At 67.0% G+C, this 17,581-nt stretch carries 19 protein-coding genes; 15 read left to right on the plus strand and 4 right to left on the minus strand.

Features of this window, described 5'->3' with window-relative positions; translation table 11 throughout:
- Positions 1-62: 62 nt before the first annotated feature.
- Together ACW18B_RS01235 and ACW18B_RS01240 are read right to left on the minus strand one after the other, a co-directional pair.
- Positions 63-1,181: a CobW family GTP-binding protein gene (locus ACW18B_RS01235; RefSeq protein ID WP_492049039.1), complete on the minus strand. Its 1,119-nt coding sequence runs from the start codon at positions 1,179-1,181 to the stop codon at positions 63-65.
- Positions 1,182-1,236: 55 nt separating this feature from the next.
- Complete coding sequence (locus ACW18B_RS01240; RefSeq protein WP_492049040.1) at positions 1,237-1,866, minus strand: hypothetical protein; 630 nt, start codon at positions 1,864-1,866, stop codon at positions 1,237-1,239.
- A gap of 212 nt (positions 1,867-2,078) precedes the next feature.
- On the opposite strand from ACW18B_RS01240, the gene rplU reads away from it, so the two are divergent.
- From rplU to ACW18B_RS01255, 3 genes are all read left to right on the plus strand, one after another.
- Positions 2,079-2,639: a 50S ribosomal protein L21 gene (gene rplU / locus ACW18B_RS01245; protein ID WP_492049041.1), complete on the plus strand. Its 561-nt coding sequence runs from the start codon at positions 2,079-2,081 to the stop codon at positions 2,637-2,639.
- A gap of 31 nt (positions 2,640-2,670) precedes the next feature.
- Complete coding sequence (gene rpmA / locus ACW18B_RS01250) at positions 2,671-2,940, plus strand: 50S ribosomal protein L27 (RefSeq protein ID WP_492049042.1); 270 nt, start codon at positions 2,671-2,673, stop codon at positions 2,938-2,940.
- 187 nt (positions 2,941-3,127) lie between these two features.
- A complete protein-coding gene (locus tag ACW18B_RS01255) occupies positions 3,128-3,661 on the plus strand; it encodes a GNAT family N-acetyltransferase (RefSeq protein WP_492049043.1) in 534 nt (177 codons plus the stop codon).
- A gap of 121 nt (positions 3,662-3,782) precedes the next feature.
- Here ACW18B_RS01255 and ACW18B_RS01260 read toward each other — a convergent pair whose 3' ends face one another.
- On the minus strand, positions 3,783-4,718 hold the full coding sequence (locus ACW18B_RS01260) for a hypothetical protein (RefSeq protein WP_492051831.1): 936 nt from the start codon (positions 4,716-4,718) through the stop codon (positions 3,783-3,785).
- Positions 4,719-4,917: 199 nt separating this feature from the next.
- Between ACW18B_RS01260 and obgE the strand changes: the two genes are divergently transcribed.
- From obgE to ACW18B_RS01310, 10 genes are all read left to right on the plus strand, one after another.
- On the plus strand, positions 4,918-5,982 hold the full coding sequence (gene obgE / locus ACW18B_RS01265) for a GTPase ObgE (RefSeq protein WP_492049044.1): 1,065 nt from the start codon (positions 4,918-4,920) through the stop codon (positions 5,980-5,982).
- 32 nt (positions 5,983-6,014) lie between these two features.
- A complete protein-coding gene (proB, locus tag ACW18B_RS01270) occupies positions 6,015-7,130 on the plus strand; it encodes a glutamate 5-kinase (protein ID WP_492051833.1) in 1,116 nt (371 codons plus the stop codon).
- Between the two features lie 50 nt (positions 7,131-7,180).
- On the plus strand, positions 7,181-8,710 hold the full coding sequence (locus ACW18B_RS01275) for a UbiD family decarboxylase (protein WP_492049045.1): 1,530 nt from the start codon (positions 7,181-7,183) through the stop codon (positions 8,708-8,710).
- A gap of 41 nt (positions 8,711-8,751) precedes the next feature.
- A complete protein-coding gene (locus ACW18B_RS01280; RefSeq protein WP_492049046.1) occupies positions 8,752-9,018 on the plus strand; it encodes an AbrB/MazE/SpoVT family DNA-binding domain-containing protein in 267 nt (88 codons plus the stop codon).
- Complete coding sequence (locus ACW18B_RS01285; RefSeq protein WP_492049047.1) at positions 9,012-9,332, plus strand: type II toxin-antitoxin system PemK/MazF family toxin; 321 nt, start codon at positions 9,012-9,014, stop codon at positions 9,330-9,332. The genes ACW18B_RS01280 and ACW18B_RS01285 overlap by 7 nt, the downstream gene beginning before the upstream one ends.
- 46 nt (positions 9,333-9,378) lie before the next feature.
- Complete coding sequence (locus tag ACW18B_RS01290; RefSeq protein WP_492049048.1) at positions 9,379-11,211, plus strand: M14 family metallopeptidase; 1,833 nt, start codon at positions 9,379-9,381, stop codon at positions 11,209-11,211.
- Between the two features lie 86 nt (positions 11,212-11,297).
- Entirely contained in the window at positions 11,298-11,699 is a 402-nt protein-coding gene (locus tag ACW18B_RS01295) for an MAPEG family protein (RefSeq protein ID WP_492049049.1), read from the plus strand.
- 75 nt (positions 11,700-11,774) lie between these two features.
- Positions 11,775-13,106, plus strand: a complete 1,332-nt coding sequence (locus ACW18B_RS01300) for a TldD/PmbA family protein (protein WP_492049050.1) — start codon at positions 11,775-11,777, stop codon at positions 13,104-13,106.
- Positions 13,103-13,882 carry a 3'(2'),5'-bisphosphate nucleotidase CysQ gene (locus tag ACW18B_RS01305; RefSeq protein ID WP_492049051.1) on the plus strand — a complete coding sequence of 260 codons (780 nt, stop codon included), beginning with the start codon at positions 13,103-13,105 and terminating at the stop codon, positions 13,880-13,882. Before ACW18B_RS01300 ends, ACW18B_RS01305 begins: the two co-directional genes overlap by 4 nt.
- A 29-nt stretch (positions 13,883-13,911) precedes the next feature.
- Positions 13,912-14,136: a DUF4170 domain-containing protein gene (locus tag ACW18B_RS01310; RefSeq protein ID WP_492049052.1), complete on the plus strand. Its 225-nt coding sequence runs from the start codon at positions 13,912-13,914 to the stop codon at positions 14,134-14,136.
- A 133-nt stretch (positions 14,137-14,269) separates the two neighbouring features.
- Here the strand turns inward: ACW18B_RS01310 and ACW18B_RS01315 are convergent, their stop codons facing one another.
- Positions 14,270-14,935 (minus strand): fused DSP-PTPase phosphatase/NAD kinase-like protein, encoded by a 666-nt coding sequence (locus ACW18B_RS01315; RefSeq protein ID WP_492049053.1) that lies wholly within the window; start codon positions 14,933-14,935, stop codon positions 14,270-14,272.
- A 130-nt stretch (positions 14,936-15,065) separates the two neighbouring features.
- Here ACW18B_RS01315 and ACW18B_RS01320 point away from each other — a divergent pair, with 130 nt between their 5' ends.
- Positions 15,066-16,844 (plus strand): ABC transporter ATP-binding protein, encoded by a 1,779-nt coding sequence (locus tag ACW18B_RS01320; protein WP_492049054.1) that lies wholly within the window; start codon positions 15,066-15,068, stop codon positions 16,842-16,844.
- The gene (locus ACW18B_RS01325) at positions 16,841-17,566 is read left to right on the plus strand and encodes a lysophospholipid acyltransferase family protein (RefSeq protein ID WP_492049055.1); all 726 of its coding nucleotides are present in this window, start codon (positions 16,841-16,843) and stop codon (positions 17,564-17,566) included. The genes ACW18B_RS01320 and ACW18B_RS01325 overlap by 4 nt, the downstream gene beginning before the upstream one ends.
- Positions 17,567-17,581 lie beyond the last annotated feature (15 nt).

Raw genomic sequence — 17,581 nt, forward strand, 5'->3', positions numbered from 1 at the left:
GGCGGGTCGAGATCAAGTGACACCCGATCTCAACCGCGCCAGGCGCGGCGCCCCAGATCGACCTAGGCCGCGCAGGCCTCGAAGCCGGCTTTCAGTTCTGCCTCGTCCAGGTCGCGGCCGATGAACACCATGCGGCTGTAGCGGTTGTCCTTGTCGGTCCAGGGCCGCTGGAAATCGCCTTCCAGGATCATGTGAACAGCCTGGAAGACCAGACGCCGCTCCTCGCCCTTGACGTCGATGATGCCCTTGGCGCGCAGGATGTCGGGGCCACGGCGGGCCAGCAGGTCATTGAGCCAGACGGTGATCTTCTGACCGTCGACCGGGCGGTCCAGGGTCAGGGAGATCCCCTTGACGCCGTCATCATGGATGGCGCTGGCGTGGCCGTGGTCATGGCCGTGGTGATCGTGGCCGCAGTGCTCGTCGTGCACGTGGCCGTGGTCATGCGCGTGGTCATGCCCATGATCATGATGGTCATGGCCGCAGTGCTCATCATGCACATGCCCGGCCTCGCCATGGGCCGGATTGAGGAAGTCCGGCTCCAGATCGGTAATCCGCTCCAGGTCGAAGCTGTGGCGACCCAGGATGGCGTCCAGAGGCACGTTCGAGCGCTGGGCGCGATGGATCGGAGCCAAGGGATTGATGCGGCGAATGCGGGCCTCGACGTGGCGCAGGTCGTCTTCCGAAACCAGGTCGGTCTTGTTGAGCACGATCTGGTCGGCGAAGGCGATCTGCTCGACGGCTTCCTTGCTGTCGGAAAGGCGCAGCAGGATGTGCTTGGCGTCGACCACGGCGGTGACCGAATCCAGCTGGGTGCGGGCCTTGACGTCCTCGTCGACGAAGAAGGTCTGGGCCACCGGGCCCGGATCGGCCAGGCCCGTGGTCTCGACGATGATGGCGTCGAAGCCACCCTTGCGCTTCATCAGGCCCGACAACACCCGGATCAGGTCGCCGCGCACCGTGCAGCAGACGCAGCCATTGTTCATCTCGAAGACTTCTTCGTCGGCCCCGACCACCAGATCGTTGTCGATGCCGACCTCGCCGAACTCGTTGACGATCACGGCGTAACGCTTGCCATGCTTCTCGGTGAGGATGCGATTGAGCAGGGTTGTCTTGCCGGCGCCGAGATAGCCGGTCAGCACGGTGACGGGGATCTTGCCAGTGGGAGCGGGGGTCTGGGTCATGGGCGCTATTTAGGGGCTGTAGCGGCCCGGCGAAAGCCTCGCCGCGTGTCGGGCTTCAGGTCTTGAAGAAGGCGACGGCCAGCCCGACCAGAATCAGGGCCACACCCAGGATGGTTTCTTCGTAGCGTTCGACCCATTGCAGGTCCAATCGCCGGAAACCGGCCAGGCTGAGGCCCGTAAAAAGAAGCATGCCCGCCGAGGTCGCCGCCATCAGCACCAGGCTCAGCAGCAGGAACGCCCGCCAGCCATGCTCCATACCGGCCAGATAATAGGGCAGGAACGCCTCGCAGGGCGACAGGGTCAGCAAGGTCACCAGGGCGATGACGGCCGCCCGGTCGGATCCATAGGTCCGCCGCCCCGCAGCCGGCAGGGCGTGGGTGTGACGGCTCCGCAGCACATAGAAGAGTCCCGCCGCGCCCATCAGTCCGCCGATGACCCAGTGAAACACACCGCCCAGCCGGGGTTCCAGCGCCAAGCCGGCGACGACCAGGGCCAGGCCCAGCAGCATGGTCAGGCCCACATGGCCAAGGCCCGCCATCAGGGTCACGCCCAGGGTTCGGCCCGTCGACCATTTCTGCGCGCGGCCCACCAGCACGAACGGAAGCCAATGCGTGGGCAGGGCCGCATGCAGGAAGGCGACGGCGAAACCGGTCGCGGCGATGGAGGCGAAGAAGGTCGAGTTCACGCCGAGGCCTATATACTGTTATATTGTAACGTTCCAGCCGAAAACCGTTTCCGGCCAGGCTGAGGTTTCCCCTCAGGCGTTTCATGGCCGGGAATCTGTTCGAGACCGTTGACTCAAGGTCGGTCGGCTGTATAAGTCCGCCCCCTCGCCCGCCGGGTTTCCTTGCGGGCGTTCCCTATTTTGCGAACGCACGTTTCTTAAGGCGCTAACCTATGTACGCGGTGATCAAAACCGGCGGCAAGCAGTACCGGGTCCAAGCCGGCGACCTGCTGGTTGTCGAAAAGCTCGACGGTGAACCCGGCGCGACTGTCGCTTTTGGCGAAGTCCTGATGCTTGGTGAAGGCGAGGCCGTGACGGTCGGCGCCCCCATGGTGGACGGCGCTGTCGTCAACGCCACCCTGATCGAAACCCGCAAGGGTGAGAAGGTGAAGATCTTCAAGAAGATCCGCCGTCAGGGCTATCGCCGCACCCGCGGTCACCGCCAGACCGAAACGGTCCTGCGCGTGACGTCGGTGGCCGGCGCCGGCAAGGAAACCAAGTGGGACGGCGTGGTCGATCTGACCCCGAAGCTCATCCTCAACGCCCGCGCTCGCGGCCTCGGCGACGCCGCAGTCTCGAACGTCGCGTCGATCCCGACCGCCAAGGCTGCTGAGCCGACCGTGAAGGCCGCCAAGGCCCCCAAGGCCGCCGCCGCTGAAGCGACCACCGAAGCCGCCCCCAAGAAAAAGGCAGCGCCTAAGAAGGCCGCCGCCAAGGAAGACGGCGAAGCCTAAGCGGCTGCGCCTCTAGGATCAGGAGAGCAAGATGGCTCACAAGAAATCAGGCGGCTCGTCCAGCAACGGTCGCGACTCCGACGGCCGCCGCCTTGGCGTGAAGAAGTTCGGCGGCGAGAAGGTCCTCGCCGGCAACATCATCATCCGTCAACGCGGCACGAAGTTCTGGCCCGGCGCAGGCGTCGGCATCGGCAAGGACCACACCCTCTTCGCCCTGGTCGAAGGCGCGGTGAAGTTCGTGACCAAGAAGCAAAATCGCACCTACGTGACGGTAGCGCCCAAGGCGCAAGCCGCCGAGTAGTACGACTCGACTTTTTCGGGTCGTGCTTCTCAGCCGAGAAGACGATCCGGACAGACGAACCGAAGCGGGGAGTCCGGAACGCCGGACTCCCCGCTTTTGTTTTGTCCAACGCCGCCCTGCAACAGGATCGCCATGGCGGCGTCACGGTCCACGCGCAAAGAGGGACCGAGAAACCGGGAGGCGTGCGATGTGCGTCATCGACAGTAGTCCCATCATTGAAACGCGGCGGATCGTTCTGCGCGCGCCGGCCATGGCCGATGTCCCCACCCTCGCGACACTGGGCGGCGATCGCGACATCTCGCGCATGACCACCCGCATGCCGTGGCCCTATGGCCTGTCAGATGCTGAGGATTTCGTGGGGCGTTGCCAGGCTCAGGACCGCCGGCGCGACAACACCTTCGCCATCGAGCTTGAGGATCAGGGCGTCATCGGCGTGCTGGGCCTGTTCACCCCGCCCGCCGGCCCTCTCGAGATCGGCTACTGGATCGGCAAGCCGTTCTGGGGCCGGGGCCTGGCCACCGAGGCGGTCAGAGGCGCGCTGGACTGGGCGCACCGCGACTGGCGGCGCAAACTGGTGGTCGCCGGGCATTTCGCCGACAACCCCGCCTCGGGCCAGGTGCTGATCAAGGCCGGCTTTCTCTATACCGGTGTCGTCGAGATGAAGCCGTCCGTCGCGCGCGGCGAACCGACGGCGACGCGGATGATGATCTGGCTGGCCTGAGGGCGGACCCTAGAGCGTGATAGCCGAAAGTGTACGCGGTTTCGGCGGCTATCACGCTCTAAATGTTTGATTTAGAGCCCTTTTAGACGCCTCACATGATTCCATGTGAGGCTAAAAGGCTCTAGGCCGCGCGGTGGGTGGCGATGACCTTCTGCGCGCCTTCACGGAAACGCTTTTCGGCGGTCACGATGCGCTCGCACAGGGCGTCCAGGTCCGACAGCAGCGAATAGGTGGCGTAGATGGGGATCTCCATCATCGCCACCTGGGCCCGCGGCATGAACTCGCAATACTTCTTCCACGACGCGTGAGAGTCGCGCGCGTTCATGGCCCTCTGGCCCAAGGGGTTCCACAGATTCAGGTCGACCAGTTCGTCCCGGCACTGCTTCATCACCGGCAGGGCGATGTAGAGGAACAGGAAGGTCGGGGTCGCGGCGCGACCGAATTGCGGCTGCACCTGCATGTGCCAGATGCGGTAGGCCTCAAAGAAGCCGGCCTTGCGCTTGGGATCGGGCGGCAGCCAGGAGGCGTCCTGATTGATCAGGTCGCTCGCGCCGGCCGCGCGTTTGACCAGTTCGTCGGCCGAGCGGCCGTCGGCCATGGTCTTGGACAGCGCCGTAATGGGAATGTTGAGCTTCTTGGCGACGTCGCTGTAGGCCACCTGCTGGCCCGCCATCGGCGTCCACTGGCCAAACGAGGCCGCCTTGGGATCCTGGGCCCGCTTCATCGCGGCCGATTGGTGCAGCAGCAGCTGCTCCTCGCGCTTCTTCTCGGCCTGGATGCGGTCGAATTCAGCTTCGTGGATCGCCTCTTCTTCCGGCGTCATCCAGCGCGCCCGACCCGGGCCATAGGTGCGTTCATTGCGATTGATCAGGACCAGGCCATGTTCGGGGCTGGGCTTTTGACCAATATCGGTGAGGAAGGCGCGGAAATCGCGCCACGTGCCGGTAACGCCCGTACCGCGGCTCATCAGGATATTGCGATGAACCGAGGCTTCGCTGGCGTATTTACGACACAGGGTCTGGAGCGTCAGATCCTTAAGATCTTGCGCCAGTTCCATCCCGCTGTCTTGTGCCGTGGTCAAAGCCAGCCTCCCCTTCCGTCGCGATAAAAACGACGGTTTCGCTGCAAGCTACTTTGTCGCACAGCAGGTTTTAACATTTCGTCACGCCTTGAACCTCGTTCATTGAAAGCGCAGGAGAATCAGCCGCACGCCATTTCGGCTCGACGTGGCAAGCGCCTTACGACAAAAGACCTCCATGAAATTTTTGGACCAGTGCAAGATCTTCGTCCGCTCCGGCAACGGCGGCGGCGGCGCGGTCTCGTTCCGACGCGAGAAGTACATTGAATACGGCGGCCCTGACGGGGGCGACGGCGGCCGTGGCGGCGACATCTGGATTGAGGCCGTTGACGGCCTCAACACCCTGATCGACTACCGCTATCAACAGCACTTCAAGGCCGAGACCGGGATCCACGGCATGGGCCGCGGCCGCCATGGCGCGGCCGGCGGCGACATCACCCTGAAAGTCCCCGTCGGCACCCAGGTGCTGGAAGAGGACAAGGAAACCCTGATCGCCGACCTCGATACGGCGGGCATGATCGTGCGCCTGTGCAAGGGCGGCAACGGCGGCTGGGGCAACCTGCACTTCAAGGGCCCGGTCAACCAGGCGCCCAAATACGCCAATCCTGGCCAGGAAGGCGAAGAGCGCTGGCTATGGCTGCGCCTGAAACTGATCGCCGACGTCGGCCTGGTGGGTCTGCCCAATGCCGGCAAGTCCACCTTCCTGGCCGCCGCCACGGCCGCCAAGCCCAAGATCGCCGACTATCCGTTCACCACCCTGACGCCCAATCTGGGCGTGGTCGACCTGTCGACCAGCGAGCGGTTCGTGCTGGCCGACATTCCCGGCCTGATCGAGGGCGCGTCGGAAGGCGCGGGTCTTGGCACCCGCTTCCTGGGCCATGTCGAGCGCTCGGCGGTGCTGATCCATCTGGTCGACGCCACCCAGGACGACATCGCCGGGGCCTGGACCACGATCCGCGGCGAGCTCGAGGCCTACGGCGACGATCTGGGCGACAAGTCCGAGATCCTGGCCCTCAACAAGGTCGACGCTCTGGATCCCGACACGATCGCGCAAAAGGTCGCTGAACTGGAGGCCGTCGCCGGCGTCAGGCCGCGCCTCGTCTCGGGCGTCTCGGGTCAGGGGGTCAAGGAGATGTTGCGCGCCGCCTATCGCCAGGTGCGCATCCGCCGGGGCGACGAGATCGAGGAGATCGACGAGGAAGAGGATCACGTCCCGGAGACCCCCGGGGGCTGGACTCCGTGACCCAGGCTTCGGCCGGGCAAGGCCCCGGCGGCATCCTGCTCAGCGCCAGGCGGATCGTCTTCAAGGTCGGTTCGGCCCTGCTGGTCGACGCCAACACCGGCGCGGCCAACAAGACCTGGCTGAAGGCCTTCTGCGATGACGCCGCCGCTCTGCGGGCCAGGGGCCAGCAGGTGGTGGTGGTCTCGTCCGGCGCCGTGGCGCTGGGCCGCCGTCGCCTGGGCCTGACCGGCCGCAAGTCCCTCACCCTGCCCGAGAAACAGGCCGCCGCGGCGGCCGGCCAATCGCTGCTGATGCGGGCCTGGGAAGAGGCGTTCGAACCGCACGAGGTCGGGGTCGCCCAGATCCTGATGACCCGCGACGACACCGAAACCCGCCGTCGCTGGCTGAACGCCCGCGCCACGGTCGAGACCCTGCTGGGCCTGGGCGTCGTGCCGGTGGTCAATGAGAACGACACCGTCGTCACCGAGGAAATCCGCTACGGCGACAATGACCGGCTGGCCGCCCGCGTGGCCCAGCTGGCCGGCGCCGACCTGCTGGTGCTGCTGTCGGACATCGACGGCCTCTACACGGCAGATCCGCGTCAGGACCCCAAAGCCGAGCATCTGGCGGTGATCTCGGAGATCACCCCGCGCATCGAGGCCATGGCCGGGGGCGCCAACGCCGCCTCGGGGGTCGGGACCGGCGGCATGGCCACCAAGATCGCCGCCGCCCGCATCGCCCGCGCCGCCGGCTGCGCCACCCTGATCAGCCTGGGCTCGCGGCCCCATCCGCTGAAAGCCCTGGAAGAGGGCGCCAAGGCGACCCTCATCGAAACCGGGGCCAGCCCCGCCGCCGCCTACAAGGCCTGGATCGCCGGCAGCCTGGCGCCGCAGGGCTGGGTGTCGATCGACGCCGGCGCCGCCGCGGCCCTGGCCAAGGGCAAGAGCCTGCTGGCCGCCGGGGTCCGCGCCGTGGAGGGGCCGTTCGAGAAGGGCGACGCCGTACGCGTGCGCGACGAAACCGGCCGCGAGGTGGCCCGGGGCCTGATCCGCTATGACAGCGCCGACGCTCACCGCATCGCGGGTCTGCGTTCGGACGCCATCGAGGCCGAACTGGGCTACATCGGGGGCCCGGTGATCCATGCCGACGATCTGGCCGTTTCGGACTGATCCGCCGCACCCTATCGACGTAGCTAGACCGAAACGATCCGGAGACTCTGATGGCCTATCGGTCCTTGCGCGAATTCATCGACGTCCTTGAGGCCCAAGGCGAGCTGGTCCGCGTCTCCGAGCCTGTCTCCACCGTGCTGGAAATGACCGAGATCCAGACCCGTCTGCTGGCCACGGGCGGCCCGGCGGTGCTGTTCGAAAACGTCATCCTGCCCGATGGCTCACGCTCGTCCATGCCGGCCCTGGCCAACCTGTTTGGCACCGTCAAGCGGGTGGCCATGGGCGTCACCCTGGGCGGCGAGCCGCGCACCACCGCCGGCGAACTGCGCGAGGTGGGCGAGCTTCTGGCTTTCCTGCGTCAGCCCGCGCCGCCCAAGGGTCTGAAAGACGCCCTGGACATGCTGCCCCTGGCCAAGACCGTGATGGCCATGCGCCCCGGCACGGTGAAGAAGGCCCCCGTGCAGGAGGTGGTGCTGACCGGCGAACAAATCGATCTCAGCAAACTGCCCGTCCAGACCTGCTGGCCCGGCGAGCCCGCCCCGCTGATCACCTGGCCGCTGGTGGTCACCAAGGGGCCCGGCAAGGACCGCGAGGACGATTTCAACCTGGGCATCTATCGCATGCAGGTGATCGGCAAGGACCGCTGCATCATGCGCTGGCTGGCCCATCGCGGCGGGGCCCAGCACTATGCCCGCCACAAGCAGGCCGGCAAGCGCGAGCCCCTGCCCGCCTGCGCCGTGCTGGGCGCCGATCCCGGCACCATCCTGGCGGCGGTGACGCCGGTGCCCGACACGCTCAGCGAATACCAGTTCGCCGGTCTGCTGCGCGGGGCCAAGGTCGACCTCGTGGCCGCCAAGACCGTGCCCTTGATGGTCCCGGCCCATGCCGAGATCGTGCTGGAGGGCCACGTCCTGCTCGACGACTATGCCGACGAGGGGCCCTATGGCGACCACACCGGCTATTATAACAGCGTCGAGAAGTTCCCGATCTTCCAGGTGACCGCGATCACCATGCGGCGGGCCCCTATCTATCTGACCACCTTCACCGGCCGGCCGCCGGATGAGCCCTCGGTGCTGGGCGAGGCGCTCAACGAGGTGTTCATCCCGCTGCTACGCCAGCAGTTTCCCGAGATCGTCGACTTCTGGCTGCCGCCCGAGGGCTGCAGCTATCGCATCGCCGTGGTCTCGATGAAGAAGGCCTATCCGGGCCACGCCAAGCGCGTGATGCTGGGCGTCTGGAGCTATCTGCGCCAGTTCATGTACACCAAGTGGGTGATCGTCGTGGACCACGACATCAACGCCCGCGACTGGAAGGACGTGATGTGGGCGATCTCCACCAAGATGGACCCGGCGCGGGACATCACGGTGATCGAGCACACGCCGATCGACTATCTCGACTTCGCCAGCCCCGAGAGCGGCCTGGGCTCCAAGATCGGCCTGGACGCCACCGACAAGCTGCCGCCCGAAACCCATCGCGAATGGGGCCAGGAGATCCGCATGGACCAGGGCGTGATCGACAAGGTCAGCGCCATGTGGGGCCGGCTGGGCCTGCCGGGAGACGGCAAGCCGATCTGGAAGTAAGGGCCTGACGATGTTATTACTCCGTTAGAACGGAGTCCGTCATGTCCTCGGCCATTCGCAAAATCGGCAATTCGGCGGGCGTCATCCTGCCCAAGCCGGTGCTCGAGACGCTCGGCGCCAAGCTGGGCGACCGCATCGACTTCGTGTCGGAAGACGGCCGCGTGTTTCTTTCCCCTGTCACGAGGGATCCGCGAGAAGGCTGGGAAGAAGACTCAAAGCGCCTGGGCGCCCTTGGCCTGACCGAGGAAGACCGCGAGTGGCTGGAGGCGCCCCTCAGCAGCCAGGCCGATAAGGACTGGGAATGGTGAAGCGCGGCGAGGTCTGGCTGACCCGCCTGGATCCCACCGAGGGCAGCGAGATCCGCAAGACCCGCCCGTGCGTAGTCGTCTCGCCAGACCGCTTGAGCCACCACGACATCTTCATCGTCGCGCCGATGAGTTCAGGCGACGCGAAAGCGCGCTTTCGTGTCGAAGTCGTCTTTCAGGAAAAGGTGGGGCGGGTCTTGCCCGATCAGATCAGATCCGTGGCGCGAAGTCGTCTCATCAAACGGCTGGGCCGACTGGACGACACAACGCTGGATCAGGTCCTGAGCGTGCTGCGCCTGATGTTCGAGCCGGAATGACGCCGCCCCCTTGCAGGCGGACGCCATTCGCGCGACGACCCTAGTCATGCGGAGCCTTCTTTTTCTCGCGGCCCTCGCCGCCCTGTCGCCGAGTCTCGCCATGTCCCAGACCCCTCCGACCGCCAAAGCCCCCTGGGACCAGCCTTTCCTGCCGCCTGCGCCGCAATGGCAGGGCGCCAGCCAGGCGCTGTTGCGCGACACGTCCGATTCGTGGGTGACGGCGTTCGAGGCCGATCCGGAGCATGATTTCAGCCCCGACTATGTCGACACCCGCCAGTGGTTCGACAAGCTGGACGCGGCCTCGCCTCTGATCCGCATCGAGCCGTTCGGCGTTTCGCCGGAAGGCCGCGAGATCTATGCGGTGATCGCCTCCAAGGATGGCGCCAAGCTGGATCCCAAGAAGCCGCTGCTGCTGGTTCAGGCGGGCATCCATCCCGGCGAGATCGACGGCAAGGACGCCGGCATGATGCTGCTGCGCGACATGGCGTTCAACGGCAAGGACGACCTGCTCGACAAGGTCAATCTGCTGCTGATCCCGATCCTGTCGGTCGATGGTCATGAGCGGGCCGGCGCCTACAGCCGCCCCAACCAACGCGGACCGCGCATCCAGGGCTGGCGCAATACGGCGACCAACCAGAACCTCAACCGCGATTTCCTGAAGCTGGACCAGCCGGAGATGCAGGCCCTCAAGCGCCTGCAGGCCAAGTATCACGCCGATCTCTATGTCGACGTCCACGTCACCGACGGCATGGATTACCAGTACGACGTCACCTACGGCTATAATGGCGAGGACGGCGTCTGGTCGCGCTCGCCGGCCATCGCCCGGTGGCTGGACAACACCTTCAAGCCGGCCATGAACCACAGCCTGGAGGCCGAGGGCCACATCCCCGGAGAGCTGGTGTTCGGCATCGACGAGCAGAACCCCAAGGCCGGCCTGAGCGACGGCGGCCTGGGCGAGCGCTATTCCAACGGCTGGGGCTCGGCGGCCCACGTGCCGACCATCCTGATCGAGAACCATAGCCTCAAACCCCACGCCCAGCGGGTGCTCGGCACCTATGTGTTCATCGAGACGGCCCTGAAGCTGCTGGCGGAAAAGGGTGGCGATCTTCGCCAGGCCATCGACGCCGACCGCGCCCTGCGGCCCGCCGAAATCCCGGCCAACTTCGTCGCCGACGACAAGCCGACCACGACCCGGGCCTTCAAGGGCATCCTGTATGAGACCTATGACAGCCCCGCCTCGGGTCGGGCGGAGATCCGCTGGCTGGGCCAGCCCGACCCCAAGCCCTGGGCCCTGCCCTTCTATGGTTCGCACCCCAGCCTGATCCTCAAGCGCCCCGCCGCCTATTGGATCCCCCGCTACCGGTCCGACCTGATCGAACGCCTGCAGCTGCATGGCCTGTGGATGGAGACCCTGAGGGCGCCCAAGACCGTGTCGGTCGAGATGTTGCGCCTGGACGATCCCAAGATCGCCACGCGCGCCAATGAGGGCCATGTGCAGATCAGCGTCAGTCAGGTGAGCCCCGAAACCCGCGACTGGACCTTCCCGGCGGGCTCGGTGCGCGTGCCCACCGACCAGCCGCTGGGCGACCTGGCCGTGCTGCTGCTGGAGCCGCAATCCAGCGAGAGCTTTTTCGCCTGGGGCCTGATCCCCGAGGTGCTCAGTCGCGTCGAGTATATCGAGGGCTACGCCATCGCGCCGCTGGCCGAAAAGATGATGGCGGCCGATCCGAAACTGAAGGCCGAGTTCCAGGCCAAGCTGGCCGCCGACCCCAAGTTCGCCGCCGATCCCGAAGCGCGCCTGAGCTGGTTCTATCGCCGCACGCCCTTCTATGACGACCATCACCTGCTCTATCCGATCGCCCGGGAGACGGGGACGTAAACCAGAGCGCTTGCATGCGCGCGCCAGAGCGGGCTTCTATGCCGGCTCTCGCGCGCGGGGCGTGGTCAAGACTGTAAGGTTCTCCAATGGATACGATCACTTCGGGTCACGCCGCCGCCCTCTGGGCAGGGTTGCATGTCTTCCTGATGCTGACCCTGTCACTGCTGGTCGTGCGCCTGCGGCAGAAGCACAAGGTGGCCCTGGGCGACGAGGGCATCCCCGAACTGGCCCGCGCCATCCGCGCCTTCGGCAACGCCAGCGAATATGTCCCCACCGCCCTGATCGCCATCGCCGTCCTGGCCGTGGTCGAGGCCCCGCCCCTGGCCATCCACGTGGCCGGCTTCATCCTGTTCGTCGGCCGCGCGCTGCACGCCGTGGGTCTGTCCAACAGCGGCGGAACCTCGATTCCCCGCGCCCTGGGCATGGTGGCGACCTGGCTGGCCTATATCTTCGTCGGGGTGGCCCTGCTGTTCTACGCCATCGCCTGATGATCTGGTGCGGCGTCGGGGCGCAAGCCGCGCGCCGCGCTTGCCCGCCCCCGTCGGCGTCGTCCATAAGACCCCATGGATGATAATCTGCTTAGCGACATGGTCTCGGCCGCGCTCAAGGCCGGGGCCGACACGGCCGAGGCCGTCTTCGCCCAACGCCAGTCCCTCTCCGTCAGCGTTCGCCTGGGCGAGCTGGAAGAGGTCGAACGCGAGGAGGCCCGCGATCTGGGCCTGCGCGTCTTTGTCGGCCAGCGCAGCGCCACGGTGTCGGGCTCCGACATCTCCAGTGAGGCGCGGACCAAGCTGATCGAGCGCGCCGTGGCCATGGCCCGGCTGGCGCCCGAGGATCCCTATGCCAGCCTCGCGCCCCGCGATCGCCTGGCCAAGGGCCCCTTCCCAGAACTTGACCTCATCGACCCCTATGAGCCCACCGCCGAGGCCCTGGAGACCCAGGCCCGCATGGCCGAGGACGCCGCGCGAGCGGTCGAGGGCGTCACCAATTCCGACGGCGGCTCGGCCAGCTGGAGCTCGGCCTCCTGGCGGCTGATGACCAGCGACGGCTTTTCCGGCGCCCATGCCGCCACCGGCCATGCCCTGTCGGTCTCGACCATCGCCGGCGAGGGCGCGGGCATGGAACGCGGCGGCGAGGGTCGTTCGGCGCGCCACTTCGCCGACCTGCCCGGCGCCGGCGACATCGGCCGGGAGGCCGGTCGCCAGGCCGTCGCCCGTCTCAACGCCCGCAAGATCGCCTCGACCACCGCCCCGGTGATCTTCGAGAACCGTCTGGCCATGTCGCTGATCGGTCCGCTGCTGGGCGCGATCTCGGGGCCATCGATCGCCCGGGGCAGCTCGTTCCTGAAGGACAAGCTGAACCAGCCGGTGTTCGCCCGGGGCGTCAGCCTGATCGAAGATCCGCACCGGGTTCGCGGCCTTGGCTCCTCGCCGTTCGATGATGAGGGGGTGGACACTGTCCACCGCGCCCTGATCGATGACGGGGTCCTGACCACCTGGCTGCTCAACACCAGTTCGGCCAAACAGCTGGGCCTTGCGACCACCGGTCACGCCTCGCGCGGCCTGGCGGGCCCCTCGGGCGTCTCGACCAGCAACCTGACCCTGTCGACCGGAACCCGCGACCTGGACGGCCTGATGGCCGACGCCAAGACCGGCCTGCTGGTCACGTCGATGTTCGGCCCTTCGCTGAACGGCAATACCGGCGACTGGTCGGTGGGCTGTTCGGGCCTGTGGTTCGAGAACGGCGAGGTCACCGGCCCGGTCACCGAGATCACCGTGGCCGGTAATCTGATCGACATCTACGCCCGGCTGATCCCCGGTTCGGACCTGGAAATGCGCGGCGCCAATAACGCCCCGTCCATCCTGGTCGACGGCCTGGCGATCGCCGGCAAATGACCGATCTGGACCTGATCCTCGATGCGGCGCGGGAGGCGGGCGAGCTGGCCCTGGCCGCCCGGGCGAGCGGTCTGAAGATCTGGTCCAAGGACGGCGGCTCGCCCGTCACCGACGCCGATCTGGCCGTGGATGCGCTGCTGAAGGATCGTCTTCTGGCCGCCCGGACCGACTATGGGTGGCTGTCGGAGGAAACGGTCGATGACCCGGCCCGCCTGACAACACGGCGCCAGTTCGTGGTCGATCCGATCGACGGCACCGTGGCCTTCATGAAGAATAAGCCCTGGTTCGCGGTCTCGATCGCCGTGGTCGAGAACGGCCGCCCGATCGCCGGCGTCGTCCATGCCCCCGCCCTGAACGAGACCTACGCCGCCATCGCCGGCGGCGGCGCCACCCTGAACGGTATGGCGATCTCGCCCAGCGACACTGAAGACCTCGAGGACGCCGCCATGCTGGGCGACGCCAAGATGTTCGTGCACCCGGCCTGGACCACGCCCTGGCCGCCCATGCGGGTCGAAAGCCGCAACTCGATCGCCTACCGCGTCTGTCTGGTGGCCGCCGGGGCTTTCGACGCCGCCGTGGCCCTTTCGCCCAAGAGCGAATGGGATCTGGCCGCCGCAGACCTGATCCGCGCCGAGGCCGGCGCCTGCCTGACCGACCACAAAGGTCAAGCTTTCAGCTATAATCGCCCTATTCCGCTGGTTCCGAGCCTGGTTTGCGCGAATGCGACACTTCAGCCGTTGATCCTGGGTCGGGTCGGGCATATCGAGCTTCCCTAACGATAATCCTCGCAGGAACGTGCTCTCCCATGCCCGACAAGCAGCTGCTTCACCTCGTCATCGGCGGTGAATTGAAAGATGTCTCCGACATCGAGTTCCGCGACCTGTCCCAGGTCGAGTTCGTCGGCGCCTATTCCAGCTATGCGGAAGCGCACAAGGCCTGGAAGGCCAAGGCCCAGGCCACGGTCGACAACGCCCATGCGCGCTACTTCATCATCCACGCCCACAAGCTGATGGATCCGAGCCTGGGCTGATCCGAAGCTCCTCCCCCGCTGGGGGAGGTGGCCCGAAGGGCCGGAGGGGGCCAACTGGGCATGCGCCGCGAAGACCCCCTCAGTCGCTCCGCGACAGCTCCCCCAAAGGGGGAGCAGCCGAGGTCGCGCCGACCTACTCCCGCCGCAGGATCCGGTCGGTCAGCAGCTTGCCCAGCATCCCGGCCCGGAAGGTCTTTTTCATCTCGACCGGGTCATAGTCGTCGCTCTCGACCCAGTCGGTGAAGCTCAGCCCCTTGGGCTCGCCGCGCTCAAGATACTGCTCAAAGACATAGTCCAGCACGCCGGTATTGCCGGCCTTGATGTGCAGATAGCGCGGCGACAGCTCCTTCATCGCCTCGCGGATCGGCAGGCCCAGGCGGTAGTGGGCGTAGAGCACGCTCATGATGCCGGCCCGGTCCGCGCCGGACTTGCAGTGGATCAGAGCCGGGTATTCCAGGGTGTCGAATAGCGCCTTGGCGCCCCGAACCCGCTCGCGGATCGGGACCTCACGCGAGGTGATGGTGAAGTCGACCAGGTTCAGGCCCAGTCGCTGGCAGGCGTCCTTCTCCAGCGCATAGAAGCTGCCGTCGAAACCGCCGCGCAAATTGACGATGGTCTTGACGCCGCGCTTCTTCCACCAGGCCAGCTGGAACGGCCAGGGCTGGTTGGCGCGCACCAGCTCGGGGCTGACCCAATGGGCGTTGGAGAAGCCGACCCGCAGATAGGCGTGGTCGTTCCACAGATAGTGCAGATAGGTCTTGAAGCGTCCCCACGGCGTGGTCAGGTCGAACTTGGCCAAGTGGCGTCCCCTCAATGTCCGCGCCTAGGTAGGATAGACCGCCCGATTTTGCAAAACGCGCGGTCGTTTCCACCCGAACTGATGCGCCGGTGTCCTTGACAGCTTGGCCTCGACGTCCGACCCCTCGCCCATGACCGACACCGCCGCGCCGCAAGCCAGCACCCGCGACCTGAGCTTACGGATCTGGCGCGACTATCTGCGCCCCCGCTGGAAGGGCCTGACCGTGTCCTTGGTCAGCGCCGCGATCGTGGCTGGCCTCAGCGCGCAACTGGTGCGGATGATCCAGTCGGCCATCGACCAGTTGATCACCCATCCGCGCCCGGGAGCCCTGATCGCTATTCCGGCGGCCATCTCCGCCATCGCCATCCTGCGCGGTCTGTTCCAGGTGCTGCAGGCCACCCTGATCAACCGGATCGGCAACGGCGTGGTCGGCGACGTCCAGGTGCAGCTGTTCGGCAAGCTGGTGCGCTCCGACCTGGCCCGCCTGCGCGGCGCCCATTCGGGGTCGTACGTCTCCTCGGTGCTGTATGACGCCGGCCTGATCCGTGAGGCGGCGACCAGCGGGGTGGTCAACTACACCCGCGAGTTCCTGACCGTTGTCGGGGCCCTGGCGGTGATGTTCAGCCTCGACCCGATCCTGGCCGCCGGCGTGCTGATCATCGCCCCCGTCGCCAGCCTGATCATGCGGCGGTTCTCCCGCAAGACCACCAAGGCCGCCAAGGGGGCCATGGGCGAGACCTCCAACCTCTCGACCGCGATCATGGAAAGCCTGGACGGGGTCAAGATCGTCAAGATGGAGAACCGCGAGGCCTATGAGGAAGGCCGCGTGGCCGCCGTGGTCGATCGCCGCCAGCAACATCTGATCAAGGGCTCCAACGCCCGCGCCATGGCCGCGCCGGCCACCGAAACCTTCACGACCCTGATCACGGCGGTCGTGTTCTTCTACGCCGGCTGGCGCGCCACGACCGGCGGCATCACCGCGGGGGCCTTCATCGCCTTCCTCAGCGCCCTGCTGATGGCCGCCCAGTCCCTGCGCCAGGTCGCCAACCTGCAGACGGTGTTCAGCGAAGGCCTGACCGCCGCCCGTCGCCTGTTCGCGGCGCTGGATGTCGCGCCGACCATCGTCGATCCCGCCGACGCCAGGGCGCTGCCCGCCGGCGACAGCGCCATCGCCCTGGAGAATGTAAGCTTCTCCTATGGCGGCGACATTCCCGCCCTGACCGAGGTCTCGATTAGCGCCAGGCGCGGCGAGACCGTGGCCCTGGTCGGACCCTCGGGCGGCGGCAAAAGCTCGATCCTGAACCTGATCCCGCGCTTCTATGACGTGACCGGCGGAGCGGTGACGATCGACGGCCACGACGTGCGCTCGGTGACCATCGCCTCCCTGCGCGACCGCATCGCCCTGGTCACCCAGGAGCCGTTCCTGTTCGACGACAGCATCCGCGCCAACATCGCCTATGCCCGCCCCGACGCCACCCAGGCCCAGATCGAGGCGGCGGCGCAGCAGGCGGCGGCGCATGAGTTCATCTCTGCCCTGCCCAATGGCTACGAGACCGGCGTCGGCGAGGCCGGGGCGCGGCTGTCGGGCGGCCAGCGCCAGCGCATCGCCATCGCCCGCGCCTTCCTGAAGGACGCCCCGATCCTGCTGCTGGACGAGGCGACCAGCGCGCTCGACACCGAAAGCGAGGCCCAGGTCCAGGCGGCGCTGGAGCGGCTGATGGCCGGCCGCACCACGATCCTGATCGCCCACCGCCTGTCGACCGTGAAGGGCGCCGACCGCATCTATGTCATCGACAGGGGCCAGGTGATCGAGACCGGGACCCATGCCGAACTGGTCCGCGCCAGGGGGCTCTATGCCCGCCTCGCCAAGGCCCAGGATCTGGATGCGGCGCCAGAGGGCGCCGCGTGAGGCCGCTGCGCTCGCCCCTGGTGATGACCCTGCTGGTCAATCTGATGTCGGGCTACTTGGCCCTGACCTATCGCACCCTGCGCTGGACCCGCGAGGGCCAGGACATCGCCCAGGGCGTCTGGGCCGAGAGCCTGGCCGCCAGGTCCGGCGCGATCCTGGCGCTTTGGCATTCCCGCGTTCCGGTCGGCCCGACGACCTGGCCGCAGGGCCCCGACAAGCCCGAGATCCGGGTGCTGGTCAGCCAGTCGCGCGACGGCGAGTTCATCGCCCGGGTGATCGCCAAGCTGGGCCTGCCGTCGATCCGCGGCTCGTCCCTGAAAAAATCCGACACCGCCAAGAACAAGGGCGGCGAGCAGGCCTTTCGCGACATGGTCAAGTGGGTGAAGGACGGCGGGGCCATGGCCATCACGCCCGACGGGCCGCGCGGTCCGGTCGAGGTGCTGCAGAAGGGCGCCGTGGCCCTGGCCCGGGTCAGCGGGGCGCCGGTGCTGTTCGTCGGCGTCGCGATGAAGCCCTGCCTGCGCCTGGGCACCTGGGACCGCACCATCATCCCCCTGCCCTTCGCCCGCGCCGCCATGGTCTGGGACGGCCCGGCCCGCGCCGGCCGCGACGATGACCCCGATGCGCTGGTCGAAACCTGGGGCGCCCGGCTGTCGGCCGTGTCGCGCCGGGCGGAAGCGTTGGTAGGGGAGATGGACGGGGCTCCCCCTCCGTCTTCTTGAATCCGCTCTCCCCGG

The sequence above is a fragment of the Caulobacter sp. FV2ps19 genome (assembly GCF_058681035.1).

Coding starts and splice junctions, on each gene's coding strand:
- ACW18B_RS01235 (WP_492049039.1), bottom strand. CDS start 1,181: ATGACCCAGACCCCCGCTCCCACTGGCAAGATCCCCGTCACCGTGCTG.
- rplU (WP_492049041.1), top strand. CDS start 2,079: ATGTACGCGGTGATCAAAACCGGCGGCAAGCAGTACCGGGTCCAAGCC.
- rpmA (WP_492049042.1), top strand. CDS start 2,671: ATGGCTCACAAGAAATCAGGCGGCTCGTCCAGCAACGGTCGCGACTCC.
- ACW18B_RS01255 (WP_492049043.1), top strand. CDS start 3,128: ATGTGCGTCATCGACAGTAGTCCCATCATTGAAACGCGGCGGATCGTT.
- ACW18B_RS01260 (WP_492051831.1), bottom strand. CDS start 4,718: ATGGAACTGGCGCAAGATCTTAAGGATCTGACGCTCCAGACCCTGTGT.
- obgE (WP_492049044.1), top strand. CDS start 4,918: ATGAAATTTTTGGACCAGTGCAAGATCTTCGTCCGCTCCGGCAACGGC.
- ACW18B_RS01275 (WP_492049045.1), top strand. CDS start 7,181: ATGGCCTATCGGTCCTTGCGCGAATTCATCGACGTCCTTGAGGCCCAA.
- ACW18B_RS01280 (WP_492049046.1), top strand. CDS start 8,752: ATGTCCTCGGCCATTCGCAAAATCGGCAATTCGGCGGGCGTCATCCTG.
- ACW18B_RS01285 (WP_492049047.1), top strand. CDS start 9,012: ATGGTGAAGCGCGGCGAGGTCTGGCTGACCCGCCTGGATCCCACCGAG.
- ACW18B_RS01290 (WP_492049048.1), top strand. CDS start 9,379: ATGCGGAGCCTTCTTTTTCTCGCGGCCCTCGCCGCCCTGTCGCCGAGT.
- ACW18B_RS01295 (WP_492049049.1), top strand. CDS start 11,298: ATGGATACGATCACTTCGGGTCACGCCGCCGCCCTCTGGGCAGGGTTG.
- ACW18B_RS01300 (WP_492049050.1), top strand. CDS start 11,775: ATGGATGATAATCTGCTTAGCGACATGGTCTCGGCCGCGCTCAAGGCC.
- ACW18B_RS01305 (WP_492049051.1), top strand. CDS start 13,103: ATGACCGATCTGGACCTGATCCTCGATGCGGCGCGGGAGGCGGGCGAG.
- ACW18B_RS01310 (WP_492049052.1), top strand. CDS start 13,912: ATGCCCGACAAGCAGCTGCTTCACCTCGTCATCGGCGGTGAATTGAAA.
- ACW18B_RS01320 (WP_492049054.1), top strand. CDS start 15,066: ATGACCGACACCGCCGCGCCGCAAGCCAGCACCCGCGACCTGAGCTTA.